Annotated in this window: 14 protein-coding genes and 2 pseudogenes; 11 read left to right on the forward strand and 5 right to left on the reverse strand. The window is 43.6% G+C overall.

Features of this window, described 5'->3' with window-relative positions:
• The first annotated feature begins 159 nt into the window (after positions 1–159).
• Positions 160–1,320 (forward strand): Glu/Leu/Phe/Val family dehydrogenase, encoded by a 1,161-nt coding sequence (locus BSQ33_RS00405; RefSeq protein WP_088132871.1) that lies wholly within the window; start codon positions 160–162, stop codon positions 1,318–1,320.
• Positions 1,321–1,386: 66 nt separating this feature from the next.
• Positions 1,387–2,637: an MFS transporter gene (locus tag BSQ33_RS00410; protein ID WP_051116205.1), complete on the forward strand. Its 1,251-nt coding sequence runs from the start codon at positions 1,387–1,389 to the stop codon at positions 2,635–2,637.
• Between the two features lie 53 nt (positions 2,638–2,690).
• Here the strand turns inward: BSQ33_RS00410 and BSQ33_RS00415 are convergent, their stop codons facing one another.
• Positions 2,691–3,308, reverse strand: coding sequence for a TetR/AcrR family transcriptional regulator (locus BSQ33_RS00415; RefSeq protein ID WP_021020396.1), 618 nt, complete (start codon positions 3,306–3,308; stop codon positions 2,691–2,693).
• Positions 3,309–4,168: 860 nt separating this feature from the next.
• Between BSQ33_RS00415 and BSQ33_RS00420 the strand changes: the two genes are divergently transcribed.
• From BSQ33_RS00420 to BSQ33_RS00430, 3 genes are all read left to right on the forward strand, one after another.
• Positions 4,169–4,561 (forward strand): hypothetical protein, encoded by a 393-nt coding sequence (locus tag BSQ33_RS00420; protein WP_232471934.1) that lies wholly within the window; start codon positions 4,169–4,171, stop codon positions 4,559–4,561.
• A gap of 187 nt (positions 4,562–4,748) precedes the next feature.
• Entirely contained in the window at positions 4,749–5,153 is a 405-nt protein-coding gene (locus BSQ33_RS00425) for a TIR domain-containing protein (protein ID WP_088132874.1), read from the forward strand.
• Positions 5,150–6,103: a caspase family protein gene (locus BSQ33_RS00430; protein WP_031420285.1), complete on the forward strand. Its 954-nt coding sequence runs from the start codon at positions 5,150–5,152 to the stop codon at positions 6,101–6,103. The genes BSQ33_RS00425 and BSQ33_RS00430 overlap by 4 nt, the downstream gene beginning before the upstream one ends.
• A gap of 62 nt (positions 6,104–6,165) precedes the next feature.
• Here the strand turns inward: BSQ33_RS00430 and BSQ33_RS00435 are convergent.
• Positions 6,166–6,411, reverse strand: a pseudogene (locus BSQ33_RS00435) (tyrosine-type recombinase/integrase); the annotation flags it as partial.
• A gap of 78 nt (positions 6,412–6,489) precedes the next feature.
• Between BSQ33_RS00435 and BSQ33_RS00440 the strand changes: the two are divergent.
• Positions 6,490–7,601, forward strand: a protein-coding gene (locus BSQ33_RS00440; RefSeq protein ID WP_420070614.1) for an IS3 family transposase whose coding sequence is annotated in 2 segments (ribosomal slippage) — positions 6,490–6,751 and positions 6,751–7,601 — 1,113 coding nt in all. Because the reading frame shifts where the segments join, the coding sequence is not laid out codon by codon here.
• A 17-nt stretch (positions 7,602–7,618) separates the two neighbouring features.
• On the opposite strand, the pseudogene BSQ33_RS00445 reads toward BSQ33_RS00440, so the two are convergent.
• Positions 7,619–8,483: pseudogene (locus tag BSQ33_RS00445) on the reverse strand (tyrosine-type recombinase/integrase); the annotation flags it as partial.
• Between the two features lie 10 nt (positions 8,484–8,493).
• Positions 8,494–8,856, reverse strand: coding sequence for a hypothetical protein (locus BSQ33_RS00450; protein WP_198298121.1), 363 nt, complete (start codon positions 8,854–8,856; stop codon positions 8,494–8,496).
• 188 nt (positions 8,857–9,044) lie between these two features.
• Between BSQ33_RS00450 and BSQ33_RS00455 the strand changes: the two genes are divergently transcribed.
• On the forward strand, positions 9,045–10,175 hold the full coding sequence (locus BSQ33_RS00455; protein ID WP_198298122.1) for a hypothetical protein: 1,131 nt from the start codon (positions 9,045–9,047) through the stop codon (positions 10,173–10,175).
• Positions 10,176–11,094: 919 nt separating this feature from the next.
• Here BSQ33_RS00455 and BSQ33_RS00460 read toward each other — a convergent pair.
• Positions 11,095–12,543: a DUF2867 domain-containing protein gene (locus BSQ33_RS00460; RefSeq protein WP_088132879.1), complete on the reverse strand. Its 1,449-nt coding sequence runs from the start codon at positions 12,541–12,543 to the stop codon at positions 11,095–11,097.
• A 244-nt stretch (positions 12,544–12,787) separates the two neighbouring features.
• Between BSQ33_RS00460 and BSQ33_RS00465 the strand changes: the two genes are divergently transcribed.
• The 4 genes from BSQ33_RS00465 (at position 12,788) to nhaA (ending at position 18,648) form a co-directional block, all read left to right on the forward strand.
• Positions 12,788–14,140 carry an MATE family efflux transporter gene (locus tag BSQ33_RS00465; protein WP_420070638.1) on the forward strand — a complete coding sequence of 451 codons (1,353 nt, stop codon included), beginning with the start codon at positions 12,788–12,790 and terminating at the stop codon, positions 14,138–14,140.
• Positions 14,141–14,219: 79 nt separating this feature from the next.
• Positions 14,220–14,891, forward strand: a complete 672-nt coding sequence (locus BSQ33_RS00470) for an ABC transporter ATP-binding protein (RefSeq protein ID WP_021020390.1) — start codon at positions 14,220–14,222, stop codon at positions 14,889–14,891.
• Positions 14,872–17,325 carry an ABC transporter permease gene (locus tag BSQ33_RS00475; protein WP_088132880.1) on the forward strand — a complete coding sequence of 818 codons (2,454 nt, stop codon included), beginning with the start codon at positions 14,872–14,874 and terminating at the stop codon, positions 17,323–17,325. The genes BSQ33_RS00470 and BSQ33_RS00475 overlap by 20 nt, the downstream gene beginning before the upstream one ends.
• Positions 17,326–17,472: 147 nt before the next feature.
• Positions 17,473–18,648: a Na+/H+ antiporter NhaA gene (gene nhaA / locus BSQ33_RS00480; protein ID WP_021020388.1), complete on the forward strand. Its 1,176-nt coding sequence runs from the start codon at positions 17,473–17,475 to the stop codon at positions 18,646–18,648.
• Positions 18,649–18,758: the final 110 nt, after the last annotated feature.

An 18,758-nucleotide genomic window follows, 5' to 3' on the forward strand; every position in this document is an offset into this window, starting at 1 on the left:
ATGCCCCATTTAGGTGACCAAAAATGGTTCAATGCACCAAAATAATTAAATTATAAATGTTATTGAAATAAAATAAAAATCTCTATTGAACGATCGTATGATTGTGCTGTAGTCTCAATTGCGAACTCGTGGTTTTTTATAAAATAAGGACATATTAAAATGACTAAGCCGTATATTTTAGTAGAGTGGAATGACACAGAAACGGATGCCAAAGGATGGCTTTGCGCATATAACTTCGTTAATAATTATTGTGGTGGCGGTACACGTATGCACCCAACGGTTACTGCAGAAGAAGTCGTGCGATTAGCTACCGCTATGGGTTACAAATACAAGGCCTGTGAATCCGTTACTACGGGTGGGTGCAAAGGCGGCATCGCGTATGACTATAAAGCGCCTGATGCAAAGGATGTCCTAAGACGCTATCTCAAGGCAATGAGTCCGTATATTAACAGTGGCGTGTCTATTGGTGGGGATCTAGGCGTCGATTATAACGATGTGTTAGAAATTCTAGATGAAATTGGTATTGGACTTCCGCAAACACAAGCCATGCGTAATGATCCATTACAACAGCAACGAATCAAAGACCATGATGATGTTTGTTCGATGAAATACGATGATTTCTTGATGTACGACATGATCACTGGCTATGGTAGTGCGGCGGCGTTAGACGAAGCATGGAAATTAAAAGGCAATTTACCAGAAGGTACTCGGGTTGTTTTGCAAGGTTTCGGTTGTGCCGGCGCTAGCATGGCAAATTGTCTGGACAATTGGGGCTACAAAGTCGTTGGTATTGCTGATGCGAATTGCTTGGTTACATGTGAAGATGGGCTGAATGTTAAAGAGCTCATCAAAACTCGTAAACCTAAAGGAGAACTTAATCTAGATAGCTTCGAACCTTCATATCGTATTCACGATAACGTTGAATGGCTCGATATCGACTGCGATATTTTAGTCCCTGCAGCTTTGGAAGACGTGATCAATAAAGATAATGCACACAAGGTCAAAGCATCGTTGGTTGTTGAGGCGGCAAATATCCCTGTAACACCAGAAGCAGATAAGATTCTTGCTGAAAAAGGCGTCGATATATGCGTTGATTTCATTACTAATATGGGCGGCATACGCATTTATGAAGTGGTTGTCTTCGGTTTGGTGAAACCAGAGCCGACAGCAATTGCTGAAGATACAATGAACATCATTAGACGTCAGACACGTAAAGTATTTGAAGAGGCTTTGGCTAGTGGAAAAACAACTAGAGAAGTTGCCAAAGAGCTATTCAAGCCCGAACCATCAACTTTCCCTGATATTCCTGTCGTCAGTTGAATTAATCACGTCTAACACTCTTTGAATTAGACTTTCAATATTTCTTAATAAGGATAGTTGAGAATAATGATGAATAAAACGCTGTATAAATACTTTACGATTTTAGTATTATCCCTTGCCGGAGGAGCAATTTATACGCTTCCGTACCTCAAGTATGTATTTTACGATACACAGTTAGAGGTGATGAATATTAGTAATATGCAATCAGGCTTTCTCATTACAATGTATGCTTTGGGCGGTATGTTAACTTATATTCCCGGAGGCATTCTTACAGACAGAATTTCACCGAGAAAAGCGATTAGTTACTCCTTGTTTGGAACGGCCATTCTAGGTGTGATTTACGCCTACACGATGTCATACGGTATGGCTTTGGTTCTCTGGTTCTTATTTGCGATTACTACCGCGTTTGTCTTTTGGACATCGCTATTGAAAGCAATAAGCATGGTCGGTGATAGCAGTGAGCAAGCTCGGTTATATGGTATCTATTATGCCGGTAATGGTTTAGCTGGGGCGGTAATTAATGGATTAGCCTTAAAAGCAGCATCATTTGGCCTAGATCCAAAACAAAGTCTCTTTTATGCAGTCATTGTCATGGCGGGATGTATTCTATTGGCAGGTGTGCTGGTGTTTGTTGTGCTCAAAGACAAATCTGACGAGACTAACCCAACATCAAGTGATGATAAAATTAATTTTTCTCATGTAAAAGAACTGTTCAAAGACCCAATGCTGTGGTGTTTTTCTATCATCGTATTCACTGGCTACTCGATTTTCAGTAGTACGACTTACTTTAATCCGTACCTAACGAATGTTGTTGGGATATCAGTAGAAGACTCGGGAATGTTCTCTATCATTAGAAGCTATTTATTTTACTTAATTGCTCCTTTTGGTGGTTACTTGGCAGACAAAGTATTTAAGTCAACATCTAAGCTATTTATTGTTTTATTTACGTTGCTAGCGGGCACATTTATTGGTGTGATGTTCTTACCATCAACAATGAGTGCAACCTTGATTAGTATTTATACGCTACTTCCTGGTGCTTTTGGCCTTATGCTTTACGGTTTAGTTTTCTCTATTGTACGTGAGGCCGGAATTTCGATGAGAGTTGCTGGGACAGCGATTGGTATTGCTTCTATTATTGGCTATACGCCTGACTTATTCCTTTCTTCGATGTTCGGTTATTGGCTCGATATATACGGTAATAGTGGATACAGCATGATATTTAGCTTCTTGGGGGGGATGTCTTTGTTAGGTCTCATACTCGCTACTATTCTTGTTAAGAAAAATCAGTTGAATGAAAGGGAACTTGTGACAGCGTAAGTTGAAAGATATTCATAAAAAAGCCATCCGATATAGCGTGGATGGCTTTTATTTTATGAGAATACACCCAATTTATATGCCTCTAACCACTTCATGAAAATTTTCATTGTATTTTCTGGTGGTAAACATTTTTGCGATAAACAAGTTCTAACCCAAGCACCATCTAACAATGCGATTAAACTTTGAGCGGCTAAAGATATGTCCGTCATATCAAGACCTTCTTCCTTGTTAATATCAAGTAATAAGTTAATGAGTAAAGTCTCAATTTTATCATTGATATATTCATATGTTTCGGCCATATCCTGAGAATTTCTAATCAGACTCCAAAAGACTAACCATGTTTTCATCAAATCAGGGTCAAGGTTGTCTTCAGAGATATAAGAGCGAAAGAAAATAATCAGCTTTTCTGATGCGCTACCTTTATGAGAGTCAATGAGGGCGTTAGTTTGCTCAAAAAATTCCTTCGAAATAGCATCGTAGGCATGAATGACAAGTGAATCGATAGAGCCAAAGTGATGATTGATCATTCCCTGTGACACATTCGCTTCTCGTGTAATTTTACGTACAGATAATCCAGCATAACCATCTAGCTTTAAACAATTTAAAGTACTTTTAATTAGTGAACTCTTCCGTTCATCTGCGTCATAACGTTCAAATTTCTTTTCTTGCATAGATTAATTCTTACTCATTATCCAGAGAAGGGGCCTCTGGTCGTTAAATCTAGGGGCTGTTGAAAAACTATATCATAAACAGAGCTGTAATGATTTGACCAAATCACGACTGGGTAAATATGGCGGTGAATTAATGTTGATACATAAAGGCGCAAATGTTTCAGGCACGAAACGGAGACAGAATACTTTTTACCAACTTCTGCATCAATCAGAGCTGGTTCATTAGGTTGGGGGATTAACCACTCGGCAGAGAAGATGTGAACTTGTTCTTCAACGTCATTGCTAAACGTAATGAGTAAGGAAGCATCATCGGAACAGTATGCCCCTAGTTTAATTTTTACAGATGTTTACATCAGGAGAACAGGAAAAATGTATCTACTGCCGCTGTCGGCAAACTGGACGGAAAACCTAAATAGGAAATTTACATTAGGGTTTGTGTCCAGCTCGGTATCTAGCCAAAATTACAGCTAAAGACCGGATAGGGACCAGACCGACGACGCCGCGATAATTACAGAAACTACATCATGCAGGAAGTCAGGCGGTATAAGCCTTAGTGGAAGATTACAGGGCCAGTCTGGTGTGACCGACCCAGCGATCTAGGATTTTAGATTGGGAGGGGCGAAGGGTTCTTCGTATGAAATGGTATACATACTTAATAGCTAGGAGTAGCATAAAAAAATAGCCACATTTGAGTAGTGTCTATCTAGACTAATTGGCTATAAAACACAGCATATATATTTACCCAATTAATGGTAACTGATTTGACACAAGAGCAATATTGGAAAGAACTATACCAACTAAGAGTCCATATTACATTCTTAGAGTTGAAGTTAGAACAATCCGAGTCATACGAGAGACTAGTGAAAATAATACTAGCTGTAGCATCTAGCTCAAGCATCGGAGCTTGGGCCTTATGGAAAGATTACTCAGCAGTTTGGGCAGGAATAATAGCAGCCTCACAAGTCATAGGAGCTATAACCCCATTTCTACCATATAAAAGTAGGTTGAAAGCCTATTCATCGCTCATAAATGAGCTTGAAGAATTAATGGTGCGGAGTGAGTTTCAGTGGCATGCAATTTCTCAAGGAGAGCTGACGCCCACCGAAATCAACAAAGCAAGGTTTGAGATTAGGTCGCTGAAACAAAAAGCTCTGACAAAGCATATACAAACTACGATTCCCACAGATCTAAAGCGGCACAATAGAGCTGAAGAACTGGCCAATCAATATTTTGCTACTTTTTACGAAGGATAACTACTATGTCTCAAGAAAGAAGTCCAACCCCACCGGCTCCGAGGCCAACTCCAAATACAGAAAGGGGGTTACAGCCTGCTAAAAATCCACCTCCAATGCCAAAAGTTGTTCCCCCAAAACAAGAAAGAAGCTCGTCATAATCGATAGAGAGCAATAATGCGTAATTTTCATTAATGAGGAAGAAAATATGAGTAAGACATACAAATTGTTTATTAGCCACTCATGGAATTATAGCGATGCCTATGATTCATTAATCAAACTCATCGAGAAACAGGACATTACTTATTCTAATCACTCAGTACCTAAGGATGACCCTATCCAGACAAACGGTACAGATAAGCAACTAAAAGAAGCAATTGAAGCCAAAATGAAGGGTACTAGCTGTGTACTTATACTTGCAGGCGTCTATTCAACTTATAGTAAGTGGATCCAAAAGGAAATTGAGATAGCCCAAAGTTTGGGGAAAAAAATAATTGCAATCGAACCTTGGGATTCAGAAAGAACATCTAAAACTGTAAAAGATGCTGCTGATGTTATTGTAAAGTGGCAGGGAAAATCAGTTGCTGACGCAATCAAGGAACTGTGTGGATGAAAAAAGCTCTAGTTATTGGCATCGATTACTATAGCAACGTATCCAACTTACATGGATGTGTAAATGATGCCTATTCAGTCAAAAGTATCTTAGAAAGACACGCGGATGGTTCGCTAAATTTTGATGTTAATATAAAGACATCAACAGGTGAAGGTTCCCAAATATCCAGAAAAGAGCTTAAAAACCAAGTACAGGAGCTGTTCAAAGATAACAATGAAATTGCTCTATTCTATTTTGCTGGGCATGGATATATCGATAGCACTGGAGGATACCTACTGTCTTCCGAATGTGAAGATGGTGATGATGGTTTTCCTTTAGATGAACTTCTAAAAATTGCTAACTCTTCTCCAGCAAAAAATAAAATTATAGTCCTTGATAGTTGCCATTCTGGTATAGCTGGCTCACCCACAGTTCTGGATGGCAACTCTTTGCTGGCTGAAGGTATGACTATATTGACAGCTTCTAGCTCAACACAATATGCTCAAGAAAGTGACGGCTCAGGTGTGTTTACGAGATTGTTTGTTGACGCACTAAGTGGAGGTGCATCAAATCTAGTCGGAGATGTAACTCCAGGGAGTATATATGCCCATATAGATCAATCACTAGGCTCTTGGGAGCAGAGGCCGATTTTCAAGACAAATGTTAAAAGTTTCACTTCATTAAGAAAAGTTCAGCCTCCAATAGCTTTATCTGATTTAAAAAAAATCACCGAGCTATTTAATGAGCCAAGTGTTGAGTTTCAGCTAGACCCTAGCTTTGAACCTGACTCAGAATCCCCTGTTGAAGACAACACTGAAAAATTCGCTATTTTACAAAAATATAATCGCATAAACTTGGTTGTTCCCGTTGGTGAAGAGCATATGTACTATGCTGCGATGAATTCCAAGTCTTGTAAATTGACAGTATTGGGAGCTCATTATTGGAGGCTTGTTCATACTAATCGGATTTAGCTTCATCTTCTGTCTGATAGAATAAACTAATAAATGCTGTTTTTATTAGTTTATTCATAATGCTAAATGTTTTGTGTTACACCGCCCACCAACTCAGCCACATTGGCACTTACCTCCCTCAGCCTTGAACTAGCCAAATGAGCATATCTGGTACTGGTCTGCGGTGACTGGTGGCCCAACAAATGCTGAACATCATAAAGCGTGGCATTTCCGCTGTTAATCAGGATCGATGCGAAGCTATGCCTCAAATCATGAATTCGGAAGTTGTCTGTAATCTCGGCAGCTTTCTTGATCCGAGCAAATGCCTTTGTAATCACCCCCTAAAATAGTGGCATACCATTTTGGAGTTCTTCAGCATAAACTGAGCTAATCAGGGAGAACTCGCTATGAAAAAATCACGCTATACCGAAACACAGATCGTGAAGATTTTGAAAGAAGTAGAAGGTGGCCGCCTTATCAAGGAAGTCTGCCGAGAATACGGCATATCTGACGCAACTTATTACAACTGGAAATCTAAATATGGTGGTATGGAAGCATCGGACGTTAAACGTTTAAAAGAGCTGGAAGACGAAAATCGTCGTCTTAAATCGATGTTTGCAGAATTGAGCTTAGAGCACCGAATTCTCAAAGATATCGTGGAAAAAAAGCTGTAAAGCCAGCGACTAAACGTGAACTCGTTGATTATGCTCGACAGGTGCATAACGTCAGTTTACGTCTTGCTTGTCGCGCAGTTGGCATTAGCGACTCTGTTTATCGATATCAGCCTAAAGCGAACGATGACCAAGAGGTGATCTGTGAATTGCAGAAGGCCGTTGAGCGCTATCCGGCATACGGCTTTGGTATGTTACTCAAGATCCTTCGTCGCTGGGGTAAGACGTGGAATCATAAGCGGATATATCGGATTTACTGCGAGCTAAAACTCAATAAACGTCGTAAAGGGAAAAAGCGTCTGCCAAATCGTAACCCAGAGCCGCTGAGTGTACCGTTGTCAGAGAATCAGTGTTGGTCTATTGATTTTATGAGCGATAGCCTGCAATGCGGACGTCGGTTCCGAACCTTCAATATTGTGGATGATTTTAACCGAGAAGCATTAACTATCGAAGTCGATCTCAGCCTACCCGCTCAGCGAGTGGTTCGAGTACTTGAACGAGTCATTGCATGGCGAGGCTACCCTGAGAAACTTCGAATGGATAATGGCCCTGAGTTTATCTCCACAACATTAGCAACATGGGCAGAAGAACACGATGTTCAATTGGAATTTATCCAACCAGGAAAACCCACTCAGAACTCGTACATTGAACGATTTAATCGCACATACCGCACTGAAATCTTGGATATGTACGTCTTCAAAACACTGACGGAAGTTCGAGAATTAACGGAAGACTGGCTCAGGGAATACAACGAAGAACGTCCTCATGGAGCACTGAACGATCTGACACCATGGGAATATTTAATGAAGCATGAACAGGCTGAAAGCTCTAATTATGGGTGTAACTAATTAGGGGAGGTTTACAGTTGATCATGGATGACTTCCTTAGCTAAATGGTTGAGTAGGACCTTTTCCTCGAAAGGTCGGACTTTGTGTGGGGTAGAAATAGGCTCCAATTGCCGTCGTCGTCGACGGTAAGGCATTCCCATTTCGAACTGGTAATTTCACCTATGCGCATCCCAGTAAGCAGGGCGAACTTTAATGCGTTAGATTGAGTGCGATTCGGCTCTTCGTTACACGCCTTGATGAAGGCTGAAACCTCAGCCCGTGACAGGAAACGTTGACGGACGTTGTTTTCCTTAAGCTTCCTGATGTACTGGCCGGGATTAGAATCGACATAACCCCATTCCATTGCGAGTCTGAACATGCGAAGAATTAAGGAGCGTAGACGGTTAACCGTTGCAGGCTTCCTACCTTCTAGTAACCCGTCCAACAATTTCTGAATGTCCTGCTGACCGATATCAGTAAGAGGTTTCTTTCCCCATTTCGGATAGAAGTGGAGCTTGAGACTACCCGCATCACTTTTGGCGGTGAGCTTGTTCATCATTGCATACGGTAAGTAGTGCAGCTCAGAGAACTAAGGACATTGCGCTTCTCATCTCGAATGGCCTTAGGGTCATTACCGAGAGCAATTTCCCGTTTATGATCATTGGCAATCTGGCGAGCAGTTGCGATATCTAGTGCAGGATACTCACCTAGCTGGATAGATTTCTTGGTTCCGTGGAGTGTGTACCTGAACAAGAAACGCTTCCGACCTTGGCGGTTAACGATCATCTTGAGGCCAGAACAGAGTTCGTCTGTGTATTCTGTTTCCTTACTTTTGCTTGTATTCAGCGTCGGTGGTAGTGAGTCTAGTTGGCGTTTATTGAATTTGAATTTTCGGGATTGCATCACTGCCTCCTTAGTCATTCTCTATGGAGAAGTATTGGCGTAATTCAGTGAGTAGCGTCTTAGGTAGCAGTATGTAGATACCCTTACCAGAGTCCTCGACAATGCTCAGGGTCAGCACTGCTCCATAGTCCAGCTCGTCTTCGAATTCGGTGTAGGTCAGTGCTCGTTTTAGCATTTCGATATCGTCGACGACGACGGCAGAGAGTTCAGAAATTGAGGTTAGGAACCAGAGCTCACATTGCAGTTCATCCCATGTCTGCTGGGTTTCTGCTTCATCGTGAAATGGTTCGGTGAGTATGGCCTTGACTTGTTCTTGTAAGGTGGTGGTGATTGGCAGGGTTGAGATTTGTTGAAGATTAGTTAGCTTAATCATATTGAACTCCAAGATTATCAGTATCATAGAGTTAATATGTTTTTGATTTCATGGATGATTCGGATGTTTTTTAGCGTTCTAAACAGATAATATTTTGAAAAACGTTCGTGAAATACACCTTTATTTCAAAATAACTTAGTCGAATGTTTGTCTTTACTCACCATTTTTATGCAACATAGGTGGTAAAGTTGGATAAAATTATTATTCTTGAGCATGTATTAGAAATTGGAAGAATGAGTCGACATATGGATGATAGTAAAAAATTAGATGCCGAATGGCTCGCGCTCAACGCTTTTAGGGGAATGACTAAGATTGCATCACATGGTGATATGGAAAAATCCACATATGATGCAGCGCTAGATTTAGGTGGCGAACTATATCCAGAATTGTTAGGTCCTGAAGTAAGTTTGCTGAAAAGTGAGCGTGAGAGTGATATCACTAAAGAGTACAGACAAAAAGCTAGGCTAAAGTCTATCAAAGCTCATTCACCAGTCACGCCTCTTGAACTAGTTATAGCTGATATTGAAGAGCATGAGGAATTGCTAGAAATAGCCAAACAGGAAAAAGATAAAAAACAGAAAGTAGATCAACTGCAACGACGATTGGCAATGTTAAACAAAGCTAGAAAAGAGCTTGAGCCTAAATCTCACTCCGAAAATCAACTAATTTTCAGAGATGCATATAATGTTCAGCGGGAATTAAAATCATTAGAGTCAGGGCAAGGCTATAGAGATTTCGAACTTCCTAATTCAAATATTCTTCGTGTTCGTGTATTACATCCTGATAACCCTGAGCACATTACTGGGTCTGATATCATATATGAAAGACATGCCCCATTAGAAGACAAAGTAAGTATTGTCGCTGTTCAGTACAAAATATGGGAAGACAAGAAAATATACCTTTCCGATCAGAGAATGCTCGATCAAATTGAAAAAATGAAAAACTTCATGTGTAGCAAAAAAGTCTGTGAATCTAAATCAAACGCCAATAACTATAGATTTCCTTGCTGCTCAGCATTTTTAAGGCCGACAGATAAACTTCAGAGAGCGGACCAAAAATTTTTATCTAAGGGAGAGCATATTCCAATATGCAAAATTGAAGAATGTTCCAGTACAGGGCCTAGAGGAGGAAAGTTGCTTGAGTATAAAAATATGCGTGATGTTGCACTTTCCAATGAAGCCTTTGAATTTCTGTTCAATAAAGGAAAGATTGGTTCAGATTACATGACCCAAGATGAGCTTCATGAACTATATTCTGGTGCGCTAATGGAAGCTTCGACTGAGCGAGTAGTGATATATGCACAAGAATTTCAAGCGTAACGGGTAATTAACCTACCAATCTAAAATCCTAGATCGCTGGGTCGGTCACACCAGACTGGCCCTGTAATCTCGCTCTAAGTCTTACTCTGCCTGACTTCCAGCATGATGTAGTTCCAGTAACTTTGGCGACGGCGTCGTCGGTCCGGTCTCTATCCGGTCTTTAGCTGTAATTTTGGCTAGATACCGAGCTGGACACGAACCCTAATGTAAATTTCCTATTTAGGTTTTCCGTCCAGTTTGCCGTCGTCGTCGACGGTAGTTCCATCTGATTCCACTAACCCAACTCTTAGCCCTAACTCATACCAGATTCGCGCTGTAATCCCGTGTGCCGTTGGTAATTCCGTTCTGAGTATGAATACCAGTCCTGTGATTAGCCGCTGTTTCTGGGGCCGTGGTTGAGTGTTGCTGATTACTACCCGAAATTACATTAGAGAAAGACAGACCGATTACCACTGAGGGTAATCGGTCATCATGATTCAACATTCATCTTGTCCTAATCTTCGGTGCTGAGTCTCCTGCGTAATCTCAGCTAGAACCCCATTCAGGTATCTAAATTATATTTATATTAATAACTGGACCTAATGGGACAGAATGTTGGTTATATTTTTGTTGGTTCCAGCGCGAAGTTTTTCTGGGGTTCGGTTCTGGTGTTGAGTGGTATGTATCTGCTCTGATTCGTGTTGTACAGACGAGAGAAGGTTCTGATGGTAGATATCACTCTGACAGGGGAAGTGTGACTCTGTGGTGACTACGTGGAGAGTTTCAGTGGTGCTAATGGACGCTTACCGGAAGTAGTGATTGTTTAGAGAAAAGGGACCGGATATAGACCGGACTAGAAAAGATAAAGGCGCATGAATTTCTTCATACGCCTTATCGGAATTTGGTGGCCCCTATGTGACTTGAACACATGACCAATCGATTATGAGTCGTTCGGTATGGTTTTTTGCTCCGCCTTTCGGCAAATTCGTTTTACCATGCCTTTAAAAATAAATAAGTGCGCCGGCATCATCACGAACCAATAGAGCAGGCCATAAAATCCTTGTGGATGCCACCACGCACGGATGTCTAAGGTGCGGTGGGTGCCGTCATCGGTGATGGAGCATTCCAGCCGGCCCAGTCCCGGTGCTTTCATGCCAAATAGCAGGGAGAGAAACTTGCCCGGCTCGCAGCGAATCACTTTCCATGAATCGATATAATCACCGACCTTGAGATGGTCGCCTTGCGGTTTTCTTCTGACGGGTTTGCCGCCGCCGAAAAAGAAGTCTAACCATTCCCGTGTACGCCATAAGCTGTTGGCGAAAAAATATCCCTCTGGTCGTTGACCAATCCGCTCAATCACCGCCCAGAGTTGTTCGGTTGTCGCGGTGGTCTGAAACGTTGCGCCAGCCTGTTTGGGATAATAGCCATAACCGGGTTGCCAGCGATTGAGTGCGTGTGGGTCGAATCCCCAGACCTGGCTCCGGACAAACCGTCCTTCGCGGGCAATGGTCTGTTGTACTGCGTCACTGTAGTTGAGTAACTTTTGTGGGTAAAGCTGGGTGATTGCCCGATTATCAGCCACATAGTCATGAGTCAGGCCTGCCAGCAACGCTTTGCCGATACTACTCGGCACCGAGGTAATCATTCCGAGCCAGTAGGAAGCAATTTGGGGTGTCAATAAACGTGTTGACCAGAGACGGAAAGGCTGGTTGGCCATCTGGCAAATTGTTTTGAACTGCTCGCGATAACTGAGCACCTCGGGGCCACCGATCTCAAATAGCTGATGTCCGGTAGGGGAGGATTCTGCAAAGCGTAATAAGTAATAATTGAGATTTTCCAGTGCGATAGGGTTGGCTTTTGAATCAACCCATTTGGGCGTAATCAGGATCGGTAAGTTGTAGACAAAATCACGCATAATTTCAAAAGCAGCGGATCCCGGACCAATCACCACGCCTGCCCGAAGTTCAGTGATCGGGATTGAAAGCTGACGCAGACATTCTCCGGTCATTTTTCTGGCTTTGAGGTGCTCAGAGTGGCCGGAATCCGGCTGAATGGCACTGAGATAAATAATGTGCTGAATGTGACTGTGTTCTGCTGCCTGTCGGAAATTTTCTGCCAACTGTAACTCGTAGTCAAAAAAGTCACCGCCGTAAGCCATGCCATGCACGAGGAAGTAGACCAGTTCAAAATGAGGAATCAATGCTTGTGTCGCAGCGGCATCGGCTAAATCAAGGTACGCGAGCTCAAGGTTAGGGTGAGGCGCCAGACGAGCTTTTAATGACTCAACATGACGCGTTGCAGCTGTGACGGTGTAACCTTGTGCCAGCAGTTGGGGGACAAGTTGTGAACCGATGTAACCGGATGCGCCGAGGACGAGTACATTTTTCATAAATAATCCATAAGTCGTGGGTGATGCCAATACAGTGATTCAGTCTACTGATATGAATAGCGATTAGCATACAGAATACCTTTTAGGGTGTCACTGGCCCGTGTTATACTCACGCGGTTTTTCAGTCTTTTGGTTCCTATATTTTCAGTATCTATATTTTCCTGAGTCATGACGGGCTCAGATGGTTCGTTCCTGTCACCGGAGTTATAAGTTTTTGTCTAAGATTATCACGATTTTTTCCTCGATCAGGGGCAGTTTTGTACGTCAGTTGATTGCGATTGCTATCCCGATTGCGGTGCAGAATATTTTGTTCTCTAGTCGGGGGCTGGTCGATGTCATCATGCTGGGGCAGCTCGGTGAGGCGGAAATTGCCGCAGTGGGCGTTGCTGCCAGAGCGACATTTGTTTCGACCATTATGCTGGTGGGTGTGACAACCGGCGGGGCGTTGCTTACCGCTCAATATTGGGGGGCCGCGAATCGGCAGGGTGTCCGGGAAAGCACCGCATTGACCTGTTTAGTGTCGATGTTTTTTGCCACTCTCACCGTATTACTGTTTATGTTTTGTTCCGAATCGGTGATGTCGTTGGCGACAGATTCGCCCGATGTGATTCGTTTGGGGAGTGAATATCTCCAGATTACGTCGGTCAGTATGTATGCGGTGGCGCTGGTCAGCAGTATGGCGGTCGGCTTGCGTGCGATGCATAAGCCCGCGGTGAGCACCTTTTTTAGTGCGATCGGGATTGGCTCGAATGTGGTGTTGAACTGGGTTTTGATTTTCGGTCATTTCGGGTTACCCGCGATGGGGATCGCAGGCGCTGCCATTGCAACAGTGCTCAGTGGTGTGATCGAGATTGTGACCTTGTATGGGTATCTGTATCGAAAACAACATTTATTGGCGTTCCGCTGGCCTGATTTGGTGGCAACAATGAATGTGCCGAAGGTGAAGCGCTTTTTACAGCTCTCATTGCCGACGACATTTAACTTCTTGATCTGGTCTGGCGGCTTGTTTGCTTATCATGCCATCATGGGGATGAGTGGGGTGCAAGGCTTGGCTGCGCTATCGGTGATGACACCGGTTGAATCAATTTCGCTCAGTTTTATGATCGGCATTTCCAGTGCTGCAGCGGTGCTGGTCGGCAATCAATTGGGTGCCAAAGAATATGAAAAAACCTATGATCAGGCCATTGCATTGACGATGCTGTGTGTCTTTGCCAGTATTGTTATCGCTATCTTGTTGTATTTTCTGCAAACGCCTGTGCTTAATGCCTTTTCTGCTTTAACGCCCGAAACGCGTGCGTTGGCTGAAAAGTTCATCACAATTCTGAGTATTGGTATTGTGTTACGTTCTTTTCCGATGTCTGCGATTGTTGGTGTATTGCGTGCTGGTGGCGATGTGAAATTCTGTTTGTATCAGGATGTATGTGCTCAGTGGGTGATTGGCATTCCGGTGACAGCCATCGTGGCGGTTGTGTTTCATGCGCCTCCGGAGTGGGTCTATTTCGCGTTCCTGACGGAGGAATGTGTTAAGTGGATTGGCTCGATTCCACGGATACGGAGTAAGAAATGGATGAGAAACCTAATAGAAACAGATGTGTAATTAACACCGCAAACTACTTTCTCCATTATGGTTTTTAGTGTAGATTCACACACCGAGATGTGTGAGGGTGGATCCAAAGATGTTAGAACTGACAGACCTGTGTAAAGGCTATTTAGATGGGGAGGAATTTCACCCTATTTTACAAGGCGCAGAGCTGAAACTGACATCGGGTGAGCAGGTCGCATTGATGGGAGAAAGCGGCTCTGGTAAGAGTACACTTTTGAACCTGATCGCAGGAATTGACAAAGTGGACTCTGGAGACATTTGGTTTCCTAATTTCCCTATGCATAGCGCTTCGGAACACCATCGTGCGGCTTATCGACGCCATCATATCGGTCACGTTTTCCAACAGTTTAATTTACTTCCGACACTGAATATTGCCGATAATATTCGTTTTTGTCGTCAATTGCGCCGGCTACCCGAAGATCAAGGCCTGTGGCGTCAGATTTTATCCGCCCTTGATTTAATGCCTTTGCTCGGGCGTTATCCGGAAGAAGTGTCCGGTGGTCAGCAGCAACGTGCTGCGATTGCCAGAGCGCTATATATGGAACCGAAACTGTTGCTGGCTGATGAACCCACCGGAAGTCTGGATGAAAAGAATGCAGAAGCGGTCCTTCGGTTACTGACATCTTTATCCCGTAGACTTGAATATACATTGTTGCTTGTCACCCACAGTGAAAAGGTGGCGAGTCATATGGAGCGGTGTGTTCGTCTACAGGGAGGGCAGTTGCATGTTGTGTCCCGTAGTTAAAGCACTGCTGGGTCACTATCGTCGGTCACCATTACAGATTTTACTGGTTTGGTTGGGCCTGACATTAGGCGTCTCTATTCTGATCGGTGTGACCGCGATTACAGAACATGCCCGTAAAAGTTATGCGCATGGTGAAAAGCTGTTTGCGAATCCACTGCCGTATCACATTCGTCCTCGTTCCCTCGAAAATCAGATTCCATATCAAGTTTATCAACACCTACAGCAGGCCGGTTTTCACCAGTGCGTCCCTTTCAGCCGGTTTAAAGCTGAAACACAGCACGGCGAAACAATGACTGTGATTGGGATCGACCCCGTCAGTATGGCGAATGTTGTCTCCTCAAAGCAGTCGCTCTGGCAACAACCGCTTCTGCCATTATTGATTGCACCACATTCGGTGATCATCAGTCGTCAGTTTGCCAAGCATGAACGGCTTAAAAATGGCGACTGGATTACATTGTCGTCCGGAGGTCATATCGGCCCGGTGATTGTCGATCAACATGATTGGGTTTATGGACGTCGTGTGATGACCAACCTGTCATTGGTCCGTGCTTTGACGGGGACCAATTTTCTATCGGTGATTGCCTGCCGGGAAATGCCGAATGAGACGTTACAGCGATTAAAGCAGGTGCTGCCACCGACGTTGTCGATTAATCGGCAGTACCGTTCTGATATTGGCTCGCTGACCAAAGCCTTTTTGCTGAACTTGGATGTCATTGGCGGGCTGGCATTTTTAGTCGGACTTTTTATTTTCTATCAGGCGATATCGCTTTCTTTTATTCAGCGTCAACCGCTGGTGGGTATGATGCGTCAGGCTGGTGTCTCGGGGCTCGAACTGACGAAAGCATTAATGATCGAACTCAGTCTGTTGATTCTGATCTCATGGGTTTCTGGTAACTTTCTGGGATTAGTGCTGGCAGATCGTTTGATTCCATCCGTCTATTCAACCGTGATGAGCGAACCGGAAAGTTTCTTCATCGACTGGAACTGGCATTGGGGTTTATATAGTTTCGTTATGGCAACGCTTGGCGCTTTGTCGGCATGCTTATGGCCATTGATTCGGCTATTGAAATCGCCTTCCATCCGTTTAACAGCAAAAGTCTCCCTGGTGCGTTTTGCCGGCATCGAGTTTGCCTGTCAGGCCATTGCTGCCGTTTTATTATTTGGCACCGCAATACTGCTCTATCTGTTTGTACAACAGCCGTGGGTTGGGTTTGTGGTACCGGCATTGATTTTAATGAGTGTCGGCTTAATGACGCCATTTCTGTTCTGGAAAGTGTGTGACTGGCTTTCTTATCGTCTCAAAGATGTCAAACGACGTTGGTTTTTTGCTGATGCGGCCGCAAGCATGGGATATCGCGGTATTGCGACGATGGCATTCTTAATTGCGTTAACTGCCAATATCGGGATTGAAACTTTAGTCGGGAGTTTCCGGGGCACGATGGAACACTGGCTGAATGAAAAATTGGCTGCTGATTTGTATATTTACGCGTCGCCATCGTCTCAGGATGATATGACGCGCTGGTTACGACAGCAGGATGAGGTGGACTTTGTCTGGAAACGCTGGGAACGTGATATTCCGTCAGAACAAGGTCTCATTCAAGTGGTGAGTACTGGTGTAACGGATATTGAGCTGGGAGCCACGACGATGAAAGTTGCGGTACCGGATTTCTGGGAGTATTTGCACCGAAGCAAGAGTGTATTGATTAGTGAGTCGATGGCGTTGAAACTGAATATTCAACCCGGAGATCAAGTATCACTGCCGCCCCCAATGGGAAAAGGCTGGTATGTCGCAGGGATCTATTATGACTATGGTAATCCTTTCTATCAGGTTCTTATTTCTGAATTTGCCTGGCAGAAAATCTTTGCCGCACATGGGGATATTATCCTCAATGTCTTGACGAAAACGTCGGATCTTGATGCTGAGAATCGTCTTAAGCAGCGACTGCTGAACACGTTTTATCTGGATAGTGAGCGGGTCTTTAATCATCGAACCGTTCATCAGGCCGTCATGCGTACGTTTGACCGAACTTTCTCCATTGCCGATAAGCTCAGTAAAATTACCTTGCTGATTGCTGTGATCGGCATTTTCTTCGCCACGTTCTCCGGTGAGCTGGCGAGAAGAAAGCATCTGACATTGATGCGTTATCTTGGTGTCTCCGGTAAAGAGCTGATAATGATTGGGAGTTTACAACTGTCGACTTTCGGCATTATTTCCCTGTTGATTGCCATTCCACTCGGTATTAGTTTGTCCGTGTTGGTGATGGATATGGTCATTCGGCAGACGTTTGGTTGGTCTGTACAACTCTATTTCACGTATTCCGGTTATTTATCCACGGCACTGTGGTCGATTGCAGCACTGGTTATGGCCGGGGCTATCCCCGTGGTCAAATTAACTTTGCGTTCTCCGATTCAATCTTTCAGAGATTCTCTATAATCTTTAAGTAATCATCTTCTTCTTTTCGGTTTTTATTCGGTTTTTCCGAAGTAAACTATCATTAGAATCGATTTTTATATATTCAAATTGATTGTTAAAATCGTTATATGTATGTTTCAAAAAATGGTTTGAATCAGGAGCCTTCGAATGACGCAAATGATCCGGAAATTCTTCAGCATGGAATCAAGCAGTGGGGTGATGCTGATATTCGCCTCTATCTTAGCAATGTGGGTTGCTAATTCGTCGCTACAAGGATTATACGAGGAAGTTTTACATATTAAGTTAGTTGGTCTATCACTGCGTCACTGGATAAATGATGGACTCATGGCGGTGTTTTTCCTGCTAATTGGACTGGAAGTTAAACGCGAACTGTTTGTCGGCGCATTGAAGAAAAAAGAAACAGCGATGTTTCCTGCGATTGGTGCTGTGGGCGGAATGCTTGCGCCTGCCTTAATTTACGCATTTTTCAACCAAGGTGATGCCTTGGCGATTCAAGGTTGGGCGATTCCCGCCGCGACGGATATTGCATTTGCTTTGGGTATTATGGCGTTATTGGGCAACCGGGTACCAGCCAGCTTAAAAGTGTTTCTGTTAGCGCTGGCAATCATTGATGATTTAGGCGTCATTGTGATTATTGCACTGTTTTATAATAGTGATCTTTCAGCGCTGGCACTGTCTGTTGGTTTGGCAATGACGGCTATTCTGATTCTGATGAGCTATAAACGTGTGACCCATCTGGCTCCTTATCTGATCATCGGGGCAATTCTCTGGGTTGCGGTGTTGAAGTCAGGTGTTCATGCGACTTTGGCTGGTGTTGTGCTTGGTTTCTCGATCCCGCTCAAAGGAAAAGATGCGCATTCCTCTCCGTTAAAGCAACTGGAGCACTGGCTACATCCATATGTGTCCTTCATTATTTTACCTATCTTTGCGTTTGCCAATGCAGGGATTCCGATGGATGCGATTTCCAAAGAAGTATTGACTAATCCTGTGCCTGTTGGCGTTGCGCTAGGGCTCTTGCTCGGTAAACCGCTCGGCGTGTTTAGCTTCTGTTATGGCGCGCTGAAATTGGGGGTTGCCAAACTGCCGCGCGGGGTGCAACTCAAACAGATATTTGCAGTGTCTGTGCTGTGTGGTATCGGTTTTACCATGTCGATCTTCATCTCTTCGCTGGCATTCGGTGAAATTGCAGAATCACTAGATACTTATGCAAGGTTAGGGATCTTACTCGGGTCAACGGTTGCTGCAATCCTCGGATATATTTTATTGCGGCTTGCCTTGCCAGAGAAGAACACTGAAAAAGTCATCGTTTCGGATGAACATTAAGTGAAGAATCATCATGAAATACGAGGGCTTTGCCCTCGTATTTTTTGGGGAAGTTGTTCAGAGAAAATAATTGCAAGTCGTGTCCGATTTATGTTAGATTTCGCGACAAT

Origin of the sequence: Vibrio gazogenes (assembly GCF_002196515.1) — a bacterium.
GTDB classification, from domain to species: domain Bacteria; phylum Pseudomonadota; class Gammaproteobacteria; order Enterobacterales; family Vibrionaceae; genus Vibrio; species Vibrio gazogenes_A.